The organism is Mycobacterium sp. NGS59, assembly GCF_059812345.1.
This window is the reverse complement of record NZ_JCALCN010000038.1, coordinates 1-18,562: the sequence shown is the minus strand read 5'-3', so window position 1 is coordinate 18,562 and position 18,562 is coordinate 1. Positions and strand designations below refer to the sequence as shown.

The following is an 18,562-nucleotide window of genomic DNA, read 5'->3' as shown; positions in this document are numbered from 1 at the left end:
ATGTTGAGCATGGATTTCGGCGCGCTGCCACCCGAAATCAATTCGGCCAGGATCTATGCCGGTCCCGGGTCTGCACCGCTGCTCCAGGCGGCGGCGGCATGGGAACGGCTGGCCGGCGAACTGCACGCGACCGCGGAGTCCTATGCCTCGGTGATCTCGGGTCTCAACGCCCAGGAGTGGCTGGGGCCGTCCGCGTTGTCGATGGCCGCCGCGGCCACCCCGTACATGGCGTGGATGCGGGCCACCGCAGCCCAGGCCGAAGAGGCCGGCGCCCAGGCCCTGGCCGCTGCGACCGCGTACGAGACGGCCTATGCGGCGACGGTCCCGCCCGCCGAGATCGCCGCCAACCGCAGCAGCACGATGTCGCTGGTGCAGACCAATATCTTCGGACAGAACACCCCGGCCATCGCGACCAACGAGTCCTATTACGGCGAGATGTGGGCGCAGGACGTGGTGGTCATGGACGGCTACGCCGGCAGCTCGAAAGCCGCCGCCGAGTTGTCGCCGTTCACCCCGCCGCCGGCGACCACCGCTGACAGCGCGCTGCCCGGGGAAGTCGCGGCCGCCGCCGCCGCGGCACCGGCGGCGCCGGCGATCCCGTTGCCGAGTCCGTTCGAGGACCTGGACCTGCTGGTGCTGGCCACCGCGGGCCTGGCGGGAGCCAGCTTGATCGTCGCGCTGGGTCAGTTCAGCGAGGAAGTGCGTAGCGACGAAGTCCAGGAAGAAGAGCTCGAAAAGGGCAACGAGCTCGAAGAAGACGAACTGGAGAGTGGCGAGCGCTTCGGCTTCACGCCGCCCCGGGGTCAGCTGACGCCGCGGCCCCTCACCGGGGCGGGAGCCGCCGCGCTGACGGGCACGTCGGCCAATCTCGGCGGCCTCTCGGTGCCGCAGAGCTGGTTCATGCCGCCGGCAGCGCGCCAGGTCGCCGCACTGTTCCCCGGCACGACTCCGCTGGTGATGACGGGCGGGCCGGACGGCGGCTACGCGGGCATGGCGGCAGCGGGTATGGCCGGCGTCGGGCTGGCCGGCATAGCGGCGCGGGGCGGTGCGGCCTCGACCCCGACGCAGGCGGCCCCGGCGGCCAGCAGCACCGGCGCCGCCGCGACCCGGCCCGGGGCCCCCGACACCCCGGCGATTCCAGCCGCGGCCGCCGCGGCGCAGTTCCCCGGGTTACCGCAGGGGCTGCCGCCCGGCGTGGTTGCCAACCTGGCGGCAACGCTGGCGGCGATCCCCGGGGCGACGATCGTCGTGGTGCCGCCGAAGGATTAGGGCTGGCCGGGCAACAGCCGCACCATCAGCCCGTTGCCCTCGGCCAGCACGTTCTGGTCGGCGTCGACGATCTCGGCGGACACGAACGCTTTGCGGCCTTCGGTGCGGGTGACCCGCCCGCGGATTACCAGCGGCTGGTCGATCGGGGTGATCCTGCGGTAGTCGACGTGCAGGAAGGCGGTTCGGCTGATCGGCCGGCCGGCGGCGTGCGAGATCATGCCGAACATGTGGTCGAACAGCAGTGGCAGCACTCCGCCGTGCACCGCCATGTTGCCGCCGACGTGAAAGCGGCTGAAGTGACCGGTCATCTCGACGCCGTCGGGACCGTAGCGGGTCAGGTCCCACGGCGGCATCAGCAGGCTGCCCATGCCGGGCAGATCCGGCGTCCGCCCGGCCGGCGACTTGCCCTCGGCGGCCTGGAAAGGCTCGAGCAACGCGACCAGCGCGGCGGCGTGTTCGGCGGCCCGGTCCCACACGTCGTCGCTCGGGTCGGCGGACACGGCCAGATCCTGAACCGTCCGCATCGACGTCACGAATCTGCGGAACCCTTCCCCTGGCTCGGCGACCCCGTATTCGGGAAAGCCGCCGTGGTGTTCGTAGTCGGGATCCTCGCTGGTGGGGTCCGGCTCGGTCACGGACGCGCCGCCAGGACGTCGCGGCGCACGATGGTCTGATCCCGTCCCGGACCGACACCGATGCACGAAACATGCGCCCCGGCAAGCTCTTCCAGCCGCAGCACGTAGTCGCGCGCCTTGGCCGGCAGGTCGTCGAACTCGCGCGCCGCCGAGATGTCCTCCCACCAGCCCGGCAATTCCTCGTACACCGGCTCGGCCTTGCACAGCAGGCTCTGGGTCATCGGCATCTCGGAGGTCTGTTTGCCGTCGATCTTGTAGCCCACACACACCGGTACCGTCTCCAGGCTGGACAGCACGTCCAGCTTGGTCAGGAAGTAGTCGGTGATGCCGTTGACCCGGGTGGCGTAGCGGGCGATGACGGCGTCGAACCAGCCGCAGCGCCGGCGCCGGCCGGTGGTGACGCCGAATTCGCCGCCCGTCTTGGACAGGTACTCGCCGTTCTCGTCGAACAGCTCGGTCGGGAACGGACCCGAACCCACCCGGGTGGTGTAGGCCTTCAGGATGCCCAGCACCGTGCTGATCCGGGTCGGACCGATGCCGGACCCGACGGCGGCGCCCCCGGCGGTCGGGTTCGACGACGTGACGTAGGGGTAGGTGCCGTGGTCGACGTCGAGCAGCGTGCCCTGAGAACCCTCCAGCAGCACCGTCTCCCCCGCCTCCAGCGCGTTGTTGAGCAGCAGCCGGGTGTCGGCGATGCGGTGGGAGAAACCTTCAGCCTGCGCCAACAACGCCTCGACGACGTGCTCGGGTTCGAGCGCTTTGCGGTTGTAGATCTTGACCAGGATCTGGTTCTTGAGCTCCAGGGCGGCTTCGATCTTGCGCGCCAGTTGCTCGGGGTCGAGCACGTCGGCCGCGCGGATCCCCATCCGGGCGATCTTGTCCTGGTAGCACGGGCCGATGCCGCGGCCGGTGGTGCCGATCTTCTTGCTGCCCATGTAGCGCTCGGTGACCTTGTCGATGGCCACGTGATACGGCATCAGCAGGTGGGCGTCGGCCGAGATCAGCAGCTTGGAGGTGTCCACGCCGCGGTCTTCCAGACCCTTGAGTTCGTCGAGCAGCACGCCGGGGTCGATCACGACGCCGTTGCCGATGACGTTGGTGACCCCGGGTGTCAGCACGCCCGACGGGATCAGGTGCAGCGCGAAGTTCTCCCCGGTCGGCAGCACGACGGTGTGCCCGGCGTTGTTGCCGCCCTGGTAGCGCACCACCCACTGCACCCGGCCACCGAGCAGATCGGTGGCCTTACCTTTGCCCTCGTCGCCCCACTGGGCGCCGATGAGGACGATTGCCGGCATGACGTGCTCCCAACTCGTCTCGCAGGTTGGGCCCCTTATGGTGGTCCAGCCGGTGACCTACCCTACCCAGCGGTATGCGAGGAGTGTCATGAATGCGCCCGGTGTTGCGGTGTTGCCGTTCGACGAACGCGAGCCGCCACGCCCGCTGCGGGGGCTTGCGACGGGTGGGCTCGACGATGTCGACGCACTGATCCAGACCAGCGGGCGCTTGGTGGTTGTCGGCTCGGACGCCGACCTGGCCGTCGTGTTGACCCGGCTGCTGCGCCTGGACCGGCTGGACGTCGAAGTCGCCTACGCGCCGCGGCGACGCACCCGCGCCACCCGCGCCTACCGGTTGCCGGCGGGTCGCCGCGCGGCCCGGCGCGCGCTACGGCGCGGTGCCACCCGGGTGCCGCTGATCCGCGACGAGACCGGGACGGTGCTCGTCGGGCGGGCCAGCTGGTTGCCGGCCGATGGGTCGATCACCGGTGAAGCCGTCGTGGACGACACCGTGCTGTTCGACGGCACCGCCGCCGAAGTGTGGATCGAACCGACGCTGGGGCTGCCGGGCCTGCGCGCCACCGTGGCCGGGCGCCGCCGATGGGTCAGCGGCCGCGCCGCGCAACTGGGCACGACCGGCGCAAACGTGCTGCGTGACGGCGTCCCGGCCCCACGCGGGGTGCGCCGATCGACGTTCTACCGCAACATCGAGGGCTGGCTGCTGGTCCGGTAGTTTCGACCGGTGCGACCCAGCCCGATCTTCCTCGGCCTGGTCGGGTTGACCGGCGTCGGTGCCGGACTGGCCTGGGCGGCCGGGTCCACGGTACGGCCGCTGGCCTACGCCGGAGTGTTCGTGCTGGTCATCGCGGGTTGGCTGGTGTCGTTGTGCCTGCACGAATTCGGGCACGCCTACACCGCCTGGCGGTTCGGCGATCACGACGCGGCGGTGCGCGGCTATCTGGCGCTGGATCCGCGGCGCTATACCCATGTCGGGCTGTCGCTGGTGCTGCCGATGGTGTTCATCGCGCTGGGCGGGATCGGGTTGCCCGGTGCCGCGGTGTACCTGCGGACCTCGATCATGAGACCGGTGCGCCGCACCCTGGTCAGCCTGGCCGGTCCGGCGGCCAACCTGGTGCTCGGGGTGCTGCTGCTGGCGGCCACCCGGCTGACCTACGACCCGGCGCACCGGGTGCTGGCCGCCGGGCTGGCGTTCCTGGGGTTTCTGCAGCTCACCGCGGTGTTGCTGAACCTGCTGCCGATCCCGGGACTGGACGGCTACGACGCGCTGGAGCCGCACCTGAGTCCGCCGACGCAGCGCGCGGTGGCGCCGGCCAAGCAGTGGGGCGTGTTCCTGCTGTTGTCGCCGGTGCTGAACCGGTGGTTCTTCGGCAGCGTCTACGCGCTGTTCGGCCTGTCCGGGATCTCGCCGCGGCTGGCGATGACGGGCGCCGCTCTCACCCGGTTCTGGGGTTCGCTGTTCTGAGTCTTGTCATATATGCGTGTGTACGCATATATTCTGGGCATGGGCGCCGGACACAGTCACACTCCCGCCGGGGCGGACGCGTCGCGGATGATCCCCCGCATGATCGTCGCCGCCGGCATTCTGGCGACGTTCTTCGTCGTCGAGCTGACCACGTCGTTGCTGATCAACTCCATCGCGCTGCTGGCCGACGCCGGCCACATGCTCACCGATGTGGTCGCGGTCTTCATGGGCCTGGCCGCCGTCGTACTGGCCCGCAAGGGCAGCTCGTCCCCGGAGCGCACCTACGGCTGGCACCGCGCCGAGGTGTTCACCGCGGTGGTCAACGCGGTGCTGCTAGTCGGTGTGGCGGTGTTCATCCTGTACGAGGCGGTCGACCGGCTGGGCGGGGCGCCGGCGGTGCCCGGTGTGCCGATGATCGTGGTGGCGCTGGCCGGCGTGGCCGCCAACTTCGCGGTGGCCATGCTGCTGCGGTCGCATTCCGAAGCGAGTCTGGCCGTCAAGGGCGCCTACATGGAGGTCGTCGCCGACACCGTCGGCAGCATCGGCGTGCTGATCGCCGGGATCGTGACCGTGACGACCCGCTGGCCCTACGCCGACGTGGTGGTCGCGGTGCTGGTGGCGCTGTGGGTGCTGCCGCGCGCGATCGCCCTGGCCCGCGCCGCACTGCGGATCCTGTCCGAATCGTCGCCCGCCCACGTCGACGTCGAGGAATTGCGCGCGGCGCTCGGTGCGGTCGACGGCGTCACCGAGGTACACGACCTGCACGTCTGGACGCTGTCGCCGGGCAAGGACGTGGTCACCGCGCACCTGACCAGCGGCGGCGACGCCGCCCGCGTGCTGCGCGAGGCGCGTGCGGTGCTGGCGACCCGCGGACTCGACCACGCGACCGTCCAGATCGACTCCCCGGACGGTCACTGCGCGGAGACGTACTAGCGCCCCTGCTAGAGACCCAGCGCCGTCCGGGCCTGCGGGTCGCAGTCGTCGAGCAGGTCCAGGCACCGCCGAAACTCGTCGGTCTCTCCGATGGTGTCGGCGGCGCGCGCCAGGGCGGCCACGCAGCGCAGGAACCCCCGGTTGGGTTCGTGCTGGTAGGGCACCGGGCCGAACCCTTTCCAGCCGTTGCGGCGCAGCTGGTCCAGACCCCGGTGATAGCCGGTGCGGGCATAGGCGTAGGCGGTGATGGCGCGGTCGTCGGCCAGCGCCTCTTCGGCGAGTGCGGCCCAGGCCACTGACGCCGACGGGTGCGCGGCGGCGACGATGCCCGGATTCTCGTTGGCGAGCAGCTCGGCTTCGGCCTCGCTGTCCCCCGGCAGCAGGATCGGATCAGGTCCGAGAAGGTCACCCATCGACGTCATGGGGGTCATTCTGCCAAGCGGGTCGCTAAGCTGCTTCTATGCCCAACGCACCCGAGCCAGAACGCGACGGCACCGGTGACGACGTCAGCCAGCGGCTGGCAGCCAGCGAGGCCGAAACCGAGACGCTCAAACTCGCCAAACGGCAGCCGGAGGCGGCCACCGAACCCGTCGGGCCCGACGACCAGCCCGAGCGGCGCTTCACCGCACCGGGTTTCGACGAAAAGGAAACCCAGGTGATCGCCACCGCCCCGGAGGCGCCCACCGAGGCCTTCCAGACGCGTGCCGCACCGAACACGCCGTCAGCCGCGCCCCCGCCGCCACCGAAAGCGGCTGTGCCGCAATCGATTCCCGCTCGCAGCGGTGGCAAACAGCCGACCAAGACCCGCAATTGGGGCTGGGTGCTGGCGATCGTGGTGATCGTCCTGGCGCTGGCGGCGATCGCGATCCTGGGCACCTTGATCCTGACCCGCAACAACGATTCGAAGGTGTCGCAGGAAGACCAGGTCAAACAGACCATCCAGGGCTTCGACATCGCCGTCCAGCGCGGCGACCTGACCGCGCTGCGCGGCATCAGTTGCGGCACCACCCGCGACGGCTATCTGGAGTACGACGAGAAGTCGTGGTCAGATACCTACCGCCGGGTTTCGGCGGCCAAGCAGTATCCGGTGATCGCCAGCATCGACCAGGTGGTCGTCAACGGTCAGCACGCCGAGGCCAACGTCACCACGTTCATGGCCTACGACCCGCAGACCCGGTCGACACGCAGCCTGGACCTGCAGTTCCGCGACGACCAGTGGAAGATCTGCCAGTCACCCAGCAGTTAGCCCGCGCGAGCAGACGCAAAAGCCCCCAATTTCCTTGCGAAATGGGGGCTTTTGCGTCTGCTCGGCACTATGAGGTGACCGACTTGCCGGCGCAGTGCAGGTCGTTGCATGCCTCGATGACACGCTCGGCCATCGCCGCTTCGGCCTTCTTCAGGTAGCTGCGCGGGTCGTAGACCTTCTTGTTGCCCACTTCGCCGTCGACCTTGAGCACGCCGTCGTAGTTGGTGAACATGTGCGCGGCCAGCGGGCGGGTGAACGCGTACTGGGTGTCGGTGTCGACGTTCATCTTCACCACGCCGTAGCGCAGCGCCTCCTCGATCTCGGACTTCTCCGACCCGGAACCACCGTGGAAGACGAAGTCGAACGGCTGCGCGTCGTCGGCCAGACCGAGCTTGGCCGCGGCCACCTTCTGACCCTGGGCCAGGATGTCGGGGCGCAGTTTGACGTTGCCCGGCTTGTACACGCCGTGCACGTTGCCGAAAGTCGCGGCCAGCAGGTAGTGCCCGTGTTCGCCGTGACCGAGCGCGTCGATGGTCTTCTCGAAGTCCTCCGGCGTGGTGTACAGCTTGTCGTTGATCTCGTTGGCGACGCCGTCCTCCTCGCCGCCCACCACCCCGATCTCGATCTCCAGGATGATCTTGGCGTCCGCCGCCGCCTTGAGCAGTTCCTTTGCGATTTCCAGGTTCTCGTCGATCGGCACCGCCGAGCCGTCCCACATGTGCGACTGGAACAGCGGGTTATCCCCTTTGCCGACCCGTTCCGACGAGATCGCCAGCAGCGGGCGCACGTAGCCGTCCAGCTTGTCCTTCGGGCAGTGGTCGGTGTGCAGCGCGACGTTGATCGGATACTTGGCCGCGACGACGTGGGTGAACTCGGCCAGCGCCACCGCACCGGTCACCATGTCCTTGACGCCCAGTCCGGAACCGAACTCCGCGCCGCCGGTGGAGAACTGGATGATGCCGTCGCTGCCCGCTTCGGCGAAGCCCTTGAGCGCCGCGTTGACCGTCTCCGACGAGGTGCAGTTGATGGCCGGGAAGGCGTAGGCGTTCTCCTTGGCACGTCCGAGCATCTCGGCATAGATCTCGGGGGTTGCGATGGGCATGGAACGGCTCCTCCTAGACGACTGGCCTACCCAGTATGACAACGCCGGTATGTTGAACCACCATGAGCACCACCCTGGCGGCCCTGCCGAACATCCTCGACCCCATGTACTGGGTCGGACCGCAGGGATTGTTCGCCTCAGCCGTGCTGCCGACCATCCTGGTCATCGTCTTCGTCGAGACCGGACTGCTGTTCCCGCTGTTGCCCGGCGAGTCGCTGCTGTTCACCGGTGGATTGCTGGCCGCGCATGGGACGCTGGACATCCGGGTGCTGGCACCCGCCGTGGCGGTGGTCGCCATTCTTGGTGACCAGACGGGATACTTCATCGGCCGCCGGATCGGGCCCGCGCTGTTCAAGAAGGAAGACTCGCGGTTCTTCAAGAAGCACTATGTGACCGACTCGCATGCGTTCTTCGAGAAGTACGGGGCGTGGGCGATCATCCTGGCGCGGTTCATGCCGTTCGTGCGGACATTCACCCCGGTGATCGCCGGCGTGTCCTACATGCGGTATCCGGTGTACCTGGCGTTCGACATCGTCGGTGGCATCCTGTGGGGCGCCGGGGTGACGATAGCGGGCTACTTCCTGGGCAACGTGGAATTCGTGCACCACAACCTGGAGAAGATCATCCTGGGCATCCTGTTCGTGTCGATGATCCCGGCGTTCATCGCGGCCTGGAAGGGTTACCGGGGCCGACGCCGCAGCGCGCAGGCGACCGCCGAAGACGAAGCGGATCCGCTGACGTTATCCGACTGACGCGACGCGGTGCGCGGCCTCCATCAGCATCCAGCCCGACAGCTGCACCGACAGGTCCCGCTCGGGGATCTCCGAGCTGTTAACCGCGCCCTGGACGAACTGCGCCTCCTGACCGGCCGCTTTGGGGATCTCGGCGTCGCGGTCCCAGAACGCGCCGAACACCGGTAGCCCGTCCACGGTCTGGCGGTAATCCCATGCCGACTTCGCCGACGACAGCACGATCTTGGCGGCGGTGTCCCGGGCCGCGACGTCCTCGGCGGCGTCGCCCGGCAGGTCGGTGGCGACCAGCGCCAGGTAGCGCGCGGTGATCCCGGCGAACAGGCCTCCGTCGCCGCCACCGCCACCCTTGAGCACCCCGGCCGGCGCCATGTGCTCGTTCACCGCGGCGACCAGGCGGTGCACCCGCGGCCGGTGCCGGTCGTCGTGGGTGCGTTTGGCGAGCTCGGTTTCCAGCCCCAGCACCACACCCTGGCAGTAGGTGTACTGCGGGCGGACCAGCGAACCGTCCTTGATGCCGTCGAACACCAGATGTGTCTCCGGGTCGATCAAGGTTTCGTCGAGCCAGTCAGCCATCTGCTGGGCACGCCGCAGGTGCCCGTCATAGCGGGCCAGGAAGATCCCCGCGGGGCCGTTGGAGGGAGCGTTGAAGAATCGTTCGCCGCCTTTGCGCCACGGGATGCCGCCGCCGTCTTCGGGCGCCCAGGCGTCGAGGAACTGCCTGGCGAGTTTGGGCAGCGCCCGGCTGCGTTCGACGTCGACGAGCCGGGCGGCGCGCTCCAGCGCCAGCGCCAGCCACGCCATGTCGTCGTAGTAGCTGTTGGTCCAGCGGAAGGTGTTGCGCAACCGGTGTGACCGGACCTGCCGGTTGATCCGGGTGTGCCGTTGGGGTTGCGGGTCGCGCAGCTGGGCGTCGATCAGGCAGTCCAGCAGATGCGCCTGCCACCAGTAGTGCCAGGTGCCGAACAACCGGTCGCGGCGAGCCGACGGCCACGCGACCACGCCGAGCTGGGTGCCGGGCAGTAGCCAGACCCGGCTCAGGTGCCGTTGCGTGACAGCGGTTTCGGAGCTGGCGGCCCGGTTCGCCCATACCTGATCCATAGCTGTCGATCCTGCCTTACCGTCGCAGCGGGTGATCACCAGGCGCGGGTGAGGTCCCCGTGCTGCCGAATCCAGGCGTGCATCGCGATACCCGCGGCCACACCGGCGTTGATGCTGCGCGTCGAGCCGAACTGCGCGATCGACACCGTGATCGTCGCGCCGGTCCGGGTGTCGTCGGTGATGCCGGGCCCTTCCTGCCCGAACACCAGCAGGCAGTCGCGCGGCAGGGTGGTCTCTTCCAGCCGGGCGGCGCCGGGCACGTTGTCCACCGCGACCACGGTGAGGCCGGCGGTCGCCGCGAAGTCCATCAACTCGGCGGTGCTGTCGTGGTGGCGCAGCCGCTGGTAGCGGTCGGTCACCATGGCGCCGCGGCGGTTCCAGCGCCGGCGGCCGACGATGTGCACGGTGTCGACGGCGAACGCGTTGGCGGTGCGGACCACCGATCCGATGTTCGCGTCGTGCCCGAAGTTCTCGATGGCCACATGGAGCCGGTGGCGCCGTTTGTCGATATCGGCGACGATCGCCGCCCGGGTCCAGTACCGGTAGGCGTCGACGACGTTGCGAGTATCGCCGGCGCGCAACAGATCTGGATCGTAGCGGGGGTCATCCGGCGGGTCACCCGTCCAGGGCCCGACCCCACCCCCGGCCGGCGCGCCCCATTCGGTGGGACCCGGCTCGGTCACTTGGTGGTCCACACCGCGGCGTGGGTGCCGACGACCGCCACCGTCGCGTACAACAGCGCCTCGTTGATCTCGCCCTGGGTGCACAGGGATGCGCTGAGCTGCACAGCATCCCGCGACGCGTCGGGCAGAACCAGCACCGAGGACCCGTAGGTCGCGCAGCCCGGGCTCAGCGGCCGGCCGGACAGAGTCGGCGTAGCCAACAGCATCAGAGGTCCGCCGCGTTTGGCGGAGTCCTCGCGATACCGATCCGCCACCGCGTCGGCCTGCAGACCCAGCAGCATGTAGCCGTTGCCGTTGAACGCCGCCGGGTTACCCAACTGGGCCTGGGTCACCGGCATGCCGTCGGCGCGCCACGCCGACACACTGGTGGTCTTGACGACCAGTCCGGTGTCGCTCTCCTTGGTCGGCAACAGACCCACCGGGAACGCCGCCGGATAGGCTGCCGCGGTTCCGGCGATCCGATCGCGCGGGGAGTAGACGTACATCCCGCGAACGGCGCTGCGTTCCTTCAGCGGCCCCAGGCACACCGTGCCGGTGAGCCGGTCCGGCGGCGCCTTCAGTGGTGACGTGACGTCGCGGACCTTGGTCATCGCCTCGTCGCAGCTGCCCAGCCCGGTCGCCTCCATCGGGTGCGACAGCGCGCCGTACAGACCGAACCGGATGTCTTCTGCCTTGGCGTGCGGCTGGTGCGCGTCCGTCGGCGACGCGTCGACGTCGACCAGCACATACTCGTCGGACCAACGCAGATTCGACACGGACATGTTCCAGCCCAGCACCGCCTGAGATTCCCCGAAGCGGGCGTTCTGCGCACCCCAGATCCGGCTCTTGTCCGACCCCGAGCAGCCCACCAGGCAGGCCAGCGCCAGGGTCAACGCCACGAGAAATCGCACCACCGCGGCCTAGCTCAACCCCAGATCGGCGAGACCCAGCACGCTGCGGTAGGGCAACCCCTCGGCTTCGATGGCCTCCGCGGCGCCGGTCGCGCGGTCCACGACGGTGGCCACGCCGACCACGTCGCCGCCGGCATCCTGGACGGCGCGCACCGCGGTCAGCGCCGAGCCACCGGTGGTGCTGGTGTCCTCCACCACCAGCACCCGCTGGCCGGACACCTCGGACCCCTCGATAAGTCGTTGCAGGCCATGGGCTTTCGCCGACTTGCGGACCACGAACGCGTCGATCGGGCGGCCCGGCGCGTGCATGACCGCCGTCGCGACCGGATCGGCGCCCAACGTCAGGCCGCCGACCACCGCGTAGTCCCAGTCCTGCGTGAGTTCGCGCATCAGCCGGCCGATCAGGGCCGACGCCCGGTGGTGCAGGGTGGCGCGGCGCAGGTCGACGTAGTAATCGGCCTCCTTGCCCGACGACAGCGTGACGCGGCCGTGCACCACCGACAACCGGCGCACCAACTCGGAGAGTTCGGCGCGCGGCTCAGGTTCGGCCACTGCCACTGCCGAATCGCTTGGTCACGGCGCGCGCCAGCCGTCGCGGCATTGCGCGTCCCGTGGCGACCAGGAACTTGTACTCGACGCCGGGCACACTGATCACCTTGCCGCGGGCGACGTCGGCGAGACTGTCGCGGACCACATCGTCGACCTCGAGCCACATGAACGACGGCACCTCGGTCATGTCGATTCCGGCGCGACTGTGGAACTCGGTGCGCACGTAGCCCGGGCAGACGGCATGCACTCCGACACCGGTGCCCTGCAACCCGTTGGCCAGTCCTTCGGTAAACGAGATGACCCAGGCCTTGGACGCGGAGTACGTCGAGCCCCGGCCGGGCAGCAGGCCGGCGACGCTGGCGATGTTGATCACGGTGCCGGCCCGGGCATCGAGCATGGCCGGCAACGCGGCCCGGGTCAGATGCATGACCGCGGTGACGTTGACGTCGAGCTGTTTCTGCAGGTCCGCGGGGTCGGCGTCCCAGAATTCACCGGACGTGCCGAAGCCGGCGTTGTTGACCAGGACGCGGACCCCGTCGGCCAGCCGCTCGGCGACCTTGTCGCGATCGGCGCCCACCGCCAGGTCCGCGCGCAGAATCTCGATGTTGCCGGCTTCGGACTGCAGCTCGCCGGCCAACTGCTGCAGCCTTTCTGCATCCCGGGCAACGAGAACGAGGTCGTAGCCGTCGCGGGCGTAACGGCGGGCATATCCGGCACCGATGCCCGAAGTGGGCCCAGTGATCAACGCGACAGGTCGGGGCATCGGCGCTCAGTGCTGGTAGTTGCTGGCCTGGTGGCCGTTGCGGCCCGTCCGCGGCGGACGCCGAGCGGTTTCGGGCTCGGCGGCGCGGCGACCCGGCTCGGGCAGGATCCCGGCGGCCGGGTCGGGTTGGGCACGTCGCGACGGCAACTCCGCTCGGGCCGCCGAGGCGAGCGGTCGGCTGGGGGCACGCCGGCCCTCGGACTCGCCGGTCTCCTTGGTGGTCTCGGCGGGCAGCGGCGGCAACACCCGCAGCAGGTCGTTGAACTGGCGGACCGTGCGCAGACCCTCGTCCCACTGGGCGCGCGTGCTGGCGATCGGCATCGCCACCAGTGTCCAGTGCTGCTCGTTCCACATGATCTCGGCGCAGTCGGGTGCGGTGTGGGCGAAGGTGACCATGCGCCGGTCGCAGGCCCGCCTGGCCGCGTCGAGATTGGTGGAGTAGACCATCCGGGGTCCGATCGCGCCGAGCAGCCAGATGTCGCTCTCGCGCGGCTCCTTGAGACCCTTCAGACGCAGGTCGACCACCACGTTGGTGCCGACCTTGCGGTGCAGGGCGATCACCGTGGCGACTTCCTCGAGGTCGAAGATGTACACCGCCTCGCCCCGGATCTGCCCCAGCACGACGTTCTGCGCGGGCACATCACCGACCGTCGACATCACCCCGCGCTTCCAGCGGTGCAGGATGTCGGTGGATTCGCGTTCGTAGTCGAAGCCGTGTGACCTGGCCCAGGACCTGCGGCGCCGGCTGCGTCCGCGGCGTCGATCGATGTCGACGTACAACAGCACCGCCGCACCGACGAAACACAGTGCGGACAAGGTGAACCAGAGCGGGACCATCGGAGGACAGCTTATCTGCTGTCTGGTTCGAACACAGAATCCGAGCTGGTCACAACCACGTCACAGGGTAGCGTCGAGCGACGCCCGAGGGGGTGGCGGTGAGGTGGCGCGAGCAGACGCGAAAGCCCCCGAAAACGGTCGTTTTCGGGGGCTTTCGCGTCTGCTCACGCCGTGGGACTCAGCCCAGAACCAGCGAGTCGCCGTCCGCGCTGACGTTGACGGGCACCACGTCGCCGTCGTGCACCTCACCGGCCAGCAGCATCTTGGCCAGCTGGTCGCCGATGGCCTGCTGGACGAGCCGGCGCAACGGCCGCGCGCCGTACACGGGGTCGAAGCCGCGCTGGGCCAGCCACTGCTTGGCCGGCAGCGACACCTCGAGCTGCAGGCGCCGCTGGGCGAGCCGCTTGGCGAGCTGGTTGAGCTGGATGTCCACGATCTGGACCAGTTCCTCGGGGTTGAGGCCGTCGAAGATCAGCACGTCATCCAGGCGGTTGATGAACTCCGGCTTGAACGCCGAGCGCACCGCCGCCATCACCATCTCCTCGGTGCCACCGGATCCCAGGTTGGACGTCAGGATCAGGATCGTGTTGCGGAAGTCGACCGTGCGGCCCTGGCCGTCGGTCAACCGGCCCTCGTCGAGCACCTGCAACAGCACGTCGAAGACGTCCGGGTGGGCCTTCTCCACCTCGTCGAACAGCACCACCGTGTAGGGCCGCCGGCGTACCGACTCCGTCAGCTGACCGCCCTGGTCGTAGCCGATGTAGCCGGGGGGTGCACCGACCAGCCGGGCCACCGAGTGCTTCTCGCCGTACTCGCTCATGTCGATGCGGACCATGGCGCGTTCGTCGTCGAACAGGAAGTCCGCCAACGCTTTTGCCAGCTCGGTCTTACCGACGCCGGTCGGGCCCAGGAACAGGAACGAACCCGTCGGCCGGTTGGGGTCGGCGACCCCGGCCCTACTGCGGCGCACCGCGTCGGAGACGGCCTGCACGGCCTTCTTCTGCCCGACGACACGCTTGCCCAGCTCGTCCTCCATGCGCAGCAGCTTGGCGGTCTCGCCTTCGAGCAGCCGGCCGGCCGGGATCCCGGTCCACGCCGACACCACGTCGGCGATGTCGTCCGGACCGACCTCTTCCTTGAGCATCACATTCTCGCGGGCCTCGGCCTGCGGGATCGCGGCGTCGAGCTTCTTCTCGAGCTCGGGGATGCGGCCGTAGCGCAGCTCGGCGGTCTTCTCGTAGTTGCCGTCGCGCTCGGCGCGCTCGGCCTCGCCGCGCAACGCTTCCAGCTGCTCCTTGAGTTCGCGGACGACGTCGATGGCGTTCTTCTCGTTCTGCCACCGGGTGGTCAGCTCGGCCAGCTTCTCCTTGTAGTCGGCCAGCTCGGCGCGCAGCTTGTCCAGCCGTTCGCGCGATGCCGCGTCCTCTTCTTTGGCCAGCGCCATCTCTTCGATCTCCAGCCGGCGCACCAGACGCTCGACCTCGTCGATCTCTACGGGACGGGAGTCGATCTCCATCCGCAACCGGCTGGCGGACTCGTCGACCAGGTCGATCGCCTTGTCCGGCAGGAAACGGGCGGTGATGTAGCGGTCGGACAGGGTGGCGGCGGCCACCAGCGCGGAGTCGGTGATGCGCACCCCGTGGTGCACCTCGTAGCGGTCCTTGAGCCCGCGCAGGATGCCCACGGTGTCCTCCACCGACGGCTCGCCGACGAACACCTGCTGGAAGCGGCGCTCCAGCGCGGCGTCCTTCTCGATGTATTTGCGGTACTCGTCGAGCGTGGTGGCGCCGACCAGCCGCAGTTCGCCGCGGGCCAGCATGGGCTTGATCATGTTGCCGGCGTCCATCGCCGATTCGCCGGTCGCGCCGGCGCCGACGATGGTGTGCAGCTCGTCGATGAACGTGATGATCTGCCCGGCGGAGTTCTTGATGTCGTCGAGCACCGCCTTGAGGCGCTCCTCGAACTCGCCGCGGTACTTGGCGCCGGCCACCATGGACCCCAGGTCCAGGGAGACAACGGTCTTGTCGCGCAGGCTCTCCGGCACGTCGCCGGCGATGATGCGCTGGGCCAGGCCCTCCACGATGGCGGTCTTGCCGACACCGGGCTCGCCGATGAGCACCGGGTTGTTCTTGGTGCGCCGCGACAGCACCTGAACCACGCGCCGGATCTCGTTGTCGCGGCCGATGACCGGGTCGAGCTTGCCGTCGCGGGCGCGGGCGGTCAGGTCGGTGGAGTACTTCTCCAGGGCCTGGTAGGTGGCCTCGGGGTCGGCGCTGGTCACCCGCGCGCTGCCGCGGACTTTGACGAACGCCTCGCGCAGCGCCTGCGGGGAGGCGCCGTGCCCGGTCAATAGTTTGGCGACGTCGGAGTCGCCGGTGGCCAAGCCGACCATCAGGTGCTCGGTGGAGACGAACTCGTCGTCCATCTCGGTGGCCAGTTGCTGGGCGGTGGTGATGGCCGCCAGCGACTCGCGGGACAGCTGCGGCTGGGAGCTGGCGCCGCTGCTCTGCGGCAGTCGGTCCAGCAGCCGCTGGGTCTCGGTGCGAATGGCGGCGGGCTCCACGCCGACAGCCTCAAGCAGCGGCACGGCGATCCCGTCGTTCTGCGTCAGCAGCGCCATCAGCAAATGAGATGGCCTGATCTCGGGATTGCCGGCGGACGACGCCGCCTGCAGTGCCGACTTCAGGGCCGCCTGCGTCTTGGTTGTCGGGTTGAAAGAGTCCACGACACCTCCGTTCGGGTCTTGATGAAAAATCTTGTCGGGTGGTACAACGCCGTCAAGGTTGAGTCTGTTCCGCTCAAGTCTAAACTCCCCTGGGCGAGCAGACGCAAAAGCTCCCGACACGCCGGGGAAAAAGGGGATTTTGCGTCTGCTCGCGCCAAGAAAAGGGGCCCCTAAAATTGGTGGGCGTGGGACTCGAGGACCGGGAGGCGTTGCAGACGCTGCGCGACGCGTTCACCGACGCCGAACTCGTCCACCGCTTCTATACCCGCTGGTTCGCCCTCGACGCCTCTATTCGCGACCTGTTCCCCCCCGAGATGGCCGGCCAGCGCGCCGCGTTCGGGCACGCACTGCATTGGCTCTACGGCGAACTGCTCGCCCAGCGCGCCGAGGAGCCGGTCGCCTTCCTCGCCCAGCTGGGCCGCGACCACCGCAAATACGGCGTGCTGCCGGCGCACTACACGACGTTGCGCAGCGCGTTGTCTGCGACGCTGCGCACCCAGCTGGGCAGCGCGTGGACGCCGGCCGTCGCCGAGGCCGCCGAACAGTCGCTGAACCTGTTCGCCGGGGTGATGAGCGGGGCCGCGGACTCCGACGACGCACCCGCCTGGTGCGACGGCACGGTCGTAGAGCACCACCGGGTGTCGCGGGACCTCGCGGTGGTGCGGCTGCGCCTGGACCGACCGCTGCGCTACCACCCCGGGCAGTACGTCAACGTGCACATTCCGCAGTGCCCGCGCCGCTGGCGTTACCTGTCGCCGGCCATCCCCGCCGACCCGGACGGTCAGATCGAGTTCCACGTCCGGGTGGTGCCCGGCGGCCTGGTCAGCAACGCCGTCGTCACCGAGACCATGCCGGGGGACCGTTGGCGGGTGTCGAGTCCGCACGGCGGATTCCACGTCGACCGCGACGGCGACGACGTGCTGATGGTCGCGGGCAGCTCGGGACTGGCCCCGCTGCGGGCACTGATCATGGATCTGAGCAGGTTCGCCGAGAACCCGCGGGTGCACCTCTTCTTCGGCGCCCGCTACCCCTGCGAGCTCTACGACCTGCGCACGCTGTGGCAGGTCGCCGCCCACAATCCGTGGTTGTCGGTCTCGCCGGTATCGGAGTACAACCGCGATCCGGCCTGGGCGGCCGAGTACCCCGACGTCTCGCCGCCGCGCGGACTGCACGTGCGCCAGACGGGCCGGCTGCCCGACGTCGTCACCAGGTACGGCAACTGGGGCGACCGGCAGATCCTGATCTGCGGCGGACCCGACATGGTCCGCGCGACCAAGGCCGCGCTGATCGCCAAAGGCGCGCCCGCCGAACGCATCCAGCACGATCCGCTGTCGCGATAGGCCGCGGCGGATATCGCGGCGCACGCCCCGCGAGAACCGCGCCGAAAAGATCTGTGGATTTTTCGCGAATCGAACGCAATTCTGTGTCAGACGGCTGTTGAATAGTCATCTGCTGACACACGCGCCCAACGGGATATGCGGTTCCAGTTAGGAACAGGTGATGAGCTTCGCGGTGCTCCCTCCCGAGATCAACTCGGCGCGGCTACTGTTCGGCGCGGGCCTGGAACCTCTGCTGCGGGCGGCAGCGGCCTGGGACGGCCTGGCCGCCGAGCTGGGTCTGGCAGCGTCCTCGTTCTCCTCGCTGACCTCGGGACTTGTCGGCTCGTCGTGGCAGGGTGCGTCGGCGGTCGCGATGGCCAGTGCTGCGGCGCCGTATCTGGGTTGGTTGACGACGGCAGCGACGCACGCCGAGCAGGCGGGCACCCAGGCGCGGGTCGCCGCGGCGGCGTTCGAAGCCGCGGTCTCGGCGACGGTGCAGCCGGCGATCATCTCGGCCAACCGCTCCCAGTTCGTGTCGCTGGTGCTGTCGAACCTGTTCGGCCAGAACACCCAGGCGATCGCGGCCAGCGAAGCCCTCTACGAACAGATGTGGGCCCAGGACGTGGTCGCGATGTTCGACTACTACACCGGAGCCGCGGCCGCGGCGGCGGCCCTGGTCCCGTTCCCGGAAGGGCTGCTGAGCCTGCTGGGGGTCTCGGTTCCCGCCGCCGTCCCCAGCCTGGACGTCATCGCAGCCGCGGCCGCCCGCAGTTTCCGCAACCTCGGCTTCGCCGACATCGGTGTCGGCAACATCGGCAGCGGCAACATCGGCAACTTCAACATCGGCTCGGGAAACATCGGCAGCAACAACGTCGGCTTCGGCAACGTCGGACCGGCGCTGACGGCCGCATTCGACAACTTCGGCTTCGGCAACACCGGCAGCGGCAACATCGGCTTCGGCAACACCGGCAACAACAACATCGGCTTCGGCAACACCGGCGACG

At 69.1% G+C, this 18,562-nt stretch carries 19 protein-coding genes; 8 read left to right on the top strand and 11 right to left on the bottom strand.

What is annotated here, in order from left to right:
- Positions 1-9 precede the first annotated feature (9 nt).
- The gene (locus AC5Y46_RS24695) at positions 10-1,269 is read left to right on the top strand and encodes a PPE family protein (protein WP_499944772.1); all 1,260 of its coding nucleotides are present in this window, start codon (positions 10-12) and stop codon (positions 1,267-1,269) included.
- Here the strand turns inward: AC5Y46_RS24695 and AC5Y46_RS24690 are convergent.
- A complete protein-coding gene (locus AC5Y46_RS24690; protein WP_499944628.1) occupies positions 1,266-1,904 on the bottom strand; it encodes a PaaI family thioesterase in 639 nt (212 codons plus the stop codon). The genes AC5Y46_RS24695 and AC5Y46_RS24690 overlap by 4 nt on opposite strands.
- Positions 1,901-3,199, bottom strand: a complete 1,299-nt coding sequence (locus tag AC5Y46_RS24685; RefSeq protein ID WP_499944627.1) for an adenylosuccinate synthase — start codon at positions 3,197-3,199, stop codon at positions 1,901-1,903. The genes AC5Y46_RS24690 and AC5Y46_RS24685 overlap by 4 nt, the downstream gene beginning before the upstream one ends.
- Before the next feature lie 88 nt (positions 3,200-3,287).
- Here AC5Y46_RS24685 and AC5Y46_RS24680 point away from each other — a divergent pair, with 88 nt between their 5' ends.
- The 3 genes from AC5Y46_RS24680 to AC5Y46_RS24670 are packed head-to-tail and all read left to right on the top strand — an operon-like array spanning position 3,288 to position 5,594.
- Complete coding sequence (locus AC5Y46_RS24680; protein ID WP_499944626.1) at positions 3,288-3,911, top strand: peptidase M50; 624 nt, start codon at positions 3,288-3,290, stop codon at positions 3,909-3,911.
- A gap of 9 nt (positions 3,912-3,920) precedes the next feature.
- Positions 3,921-4,661, top strand: a complete 741-nt coding sequence (locus AC5Y46_RS24675; RefSeq protein ID WP_499944625.1) for a site-2 protease family protein — start codon at positions 3,921-3,923, stop codon at positions 4,659-4,661.
- 39 nt (positions 4,662-4,700) lie between these two features.
- Positions 4,701-5,594, top strand: coding sequence for a cation diffusion facilitator family transporter (locus tag AC5Y46_RS24670; RefSeq protein ID WP_499944624.1), 894 nt, complete (start codon positions 4,701-4,703; stop codon positions 5,592-5,594).
- A gap of 8 nt (positions 5,595-5,602) precedes the next feature.
- Here AC5Y46_RS24670 and AC5Y46_RS24665 read toward each other — a convergent pair whose 3' ends face one another.
- Positions 5,603-6,016 (bottom strand): DUF3151 domain-containing protein, encoded by a 414-nt coding sequence (locus AC5Y46_RS24665; protein ID WP_499944623.1) that lies wholly within the window; start codon positions 6,014-6,016, stop codon positions 5,603-5,605.
- A 38-nt stretch (positions 6,017-6,054) separates the two neighbouring features.
- Here AC5Y46_RS24665 and AC5Y46_RS24660 point away from each other — a divergent pair, with 38 nt between their 5' ends.
- Entirely contained in the window at positions 6,055-6,840 is a 786-nt protein-coding gene (locus AC5Y46_RS24660; protein ID WP_499944622.1) for an Rv0361 family membrane protein, read from the top strand.
- A gap of 67 nt (positions 6,841-6,907) precedes the next feature.
- On the opposite strand, the gene fbaA is transcribed toward AC5Y46_RS24660, so the two are convergent.
- Positions 6,908-7,942: a class II fructose-bisphosphate aldolase gene (gene fbaA, locus AC5Y46_RS24655; protein ID WP_499944621.1), complete on the bottom strand. Its 1,035-nt coding sequence runs from the start codon at positions 7,940-7,942 to the stop codon at positions 6,908-6,910.
- A gap of 62 nt (positions 7,943-8,004) precedes the next feature.
- On the opposite strand from fbaA, the gene AC5Y46_RS24650 reads away from it, so the two are divergent.
- Positions 8,005-8,694, top strand: coding sequence for a DedA family protein (locus AC5Y46_RS24650; RefSeq protein WP_499944620.1), 690 nt, complete (start codon positions 8,005-8,007; stop codon positions 8,692-8,694).
- Here the strand turns inward: AC5Y46_RS24650 and AC5Y46_RS24645 are convergent.
- The 7 genes from AC5Y46_RS24645 to clpB form a co-directional block, all read right to left on the bottom strand.
- On the bottom strand, positions 8,683-9,792 hold the full coding sequence (locus AC5Y46_RS24645; protein WP_499944619.1) for a glycoside hydrolase family 76 protein: 1,110 nt from the start codon (positions 9,790-9,792) through the stop codon (positions 8,683-8,685). The genes AC5Y46_RS24650 and AC5Y46_RS24645 overlap by 12 nt on opposite strands.
- Before the next feature lie 35 nt (positions 9,793-9,827).
- On the bottom strand, positions 9,828-10,475 hold the full coding sequence (locus AC5Y46_RS24640; protein WP_499944618.1) for a TrmH family RNA methyltransferase: 648 nt from the start codon (positions 10,473-10,475) through the stop codon (positions 9,828-9,830).
- Positions 10,472-11,365, bottom strand: coding sequence for a hypothetical protein (locus AC5Y46_RS24635; RefSeq protein WP_499944617.1), 894 nt, complete (start codon positions 11,363-11,365; stop codon positions 10,472-10,474). The genes AC5Y46_RS24640 and AC5Y46_RS24635 overlap by 4 nt, the downstream gene beginning before the upstream one ends.
- Before the next feature lie 9 nt (positions 11,366-11,374).
- A complete protein-coding gene (pyrE, locus tag AC5Y46_RS24630) occupies positions 11,375-11,917 on the bottom strand; it encodes an orotate phosphoribosyltransferase (protein WP_499944616.1) in 543 nt (180 codons plus the stop codon).
- Positions 11,904-12,677, bottom strand: coding sequence for an SDR family NAD(P)-dependent oxidoreductase (locus AC5Y46_RS24625; protein ID WP_499944615.1), 774 nt, complete (start codon positions 12,675-12,677; stop codon positions 11,904-11,906). Before AC5Y46_RS24625 ends, pyrE begins: the two co-directional genes overlap by 14 nt.
- Positions 12,678-12,683: 6 nt before the next feature.
- Positions 12,684-13,514: a trehalose monomycolate transport factor TtfA gene (gene ttfA, locus AC5Y46_RS24620; RefSeq protein WP_499944614.1), complete on the bottom strand. Its 831-nt coding sequence runs from the start codon at positions 13,512-13,514 to the stop codon at positions 12,684-12,686.
- Between the two features lie 178 nt (positions 13,515-13,692).
- Positions 13,693-16,239, bottom strand: a complete 2,547-nt coding sequence (gene clpB, locus AC5Y46_RS24615; RefSeq protein ID WP_499944613.1) for an ATP-dependent chaperone ClpB — start codon at positions 16,237-16,239, stop codon at positions 13,693-13,695.
- A 185-nt stretch (positions 16,240-16,424) separates the two neighbouring features.
- On the opposite strand from clpB, the gene AC5Y46_RS24610 reads away from it, so the two are divergent.
- Together AC5Y46_RS24610 and AC5Y46_RS24605 are read left to right on the top strand one after the other, a co-directional pair.
- Positions 16,425-17,579, top strand: a complete 1,155-nt coding sequence (locus AC5Y46_RS24610) for an FAD-binding oxidoreductase (RefSeq protein WP_499944612.1) — start codon at positions 16,425-16,427, stop codon at positions 17,577-17,579.
- A gap of 160 nt (positions 17,580-17,739) precedes the next feature.
- Positions 17,740-18,562: PPE family protein (locus tag AC5Y46_RS24605; protein ID WP_499993625.1), on the top strand; the 823-nt coding region annotated here is incomplete at its 3' end.

Bases quoted from the DNA above. Each gene is read 5' to 3' on its own strand.
- AC5Y46_RS24695 (WP_499944772.1), top strand. From the start codon at position 10: ATGGATTTCGGCGCGCTGCCACCCGAAATCAATTCGGCCAGGATCTAT.
- AC5Y46_RS24685 (WP_499944627.1), bottom strand. From the start codon at position 3,199: ATGCCGGCAATCGTCCTCATCGGCGCCCAGTGGGGCGACGAGGGCAAA.
- AC5Y46_RS24680 (WP_499944626.1), top strand. From the start codon at position 3,288: ATGAATGCGCCCGGTGTTGCGGTGTTGCCGTTCGACGAACGCGAGCCG.
- AC5Y46_RS24670 (WP_499944624.1), top strand. From the start codon at position 4,701: ATGGGCGCCGGACACAGTCACACTCCCGCCGGGGCGGACGCGTCGCGG.
- AC5Y46_RS24665 (WP_499944623.1), bottom strand. From the start codon at position 6,016: ATGACGTCGATGGGTGACCTTCTCGGACCTGATCCGATCCTGCTGCCG.
- AC5Y46_RS24660 (WP_499944622.1), top strand. From the start codon at position 6,055: ATGCCCAACGCACCCGAGCCAGAACGCGACGGCACCGGTGACGACGTC.
- fbaA (WP_499944621.1), bottom strand. From the start codon at position 7,942: ATGCCCATCGCAACCCCCGAGATCTATGCCGAGATGCTCGGACGTGCC.
- AC5Y46_RS24650 (WP_499944620.1), top strand. From the start codon at position 8,005: ATGAGCACCACCCTGGCGGCCCTGCCGAACATCCTCGACCCCATGTAC.
- AC5Y46_RS24645 (WP_499944619.1), bottom strand. From the start codon at position 9,792: ATGGATCAGGTATGGGCGAACCGGGCCGCCAGCTCCGAAACCGCTGTC.
- AC5Y46_RS24625 (WP_499944615.1), bottom strand. From the start codon at position 12,677: ATGCCCCGACCTGTCGCGTTGATCACTGGGCCCACTTCGGGCATCGGT.
- ttfA (WP_499944614.1), bottom strand. From the start codon at position 13,514: ATGGTCCCGCTCTGGTTCACCTTGTCCGCACTGTGTTTCGTCGGTGCG.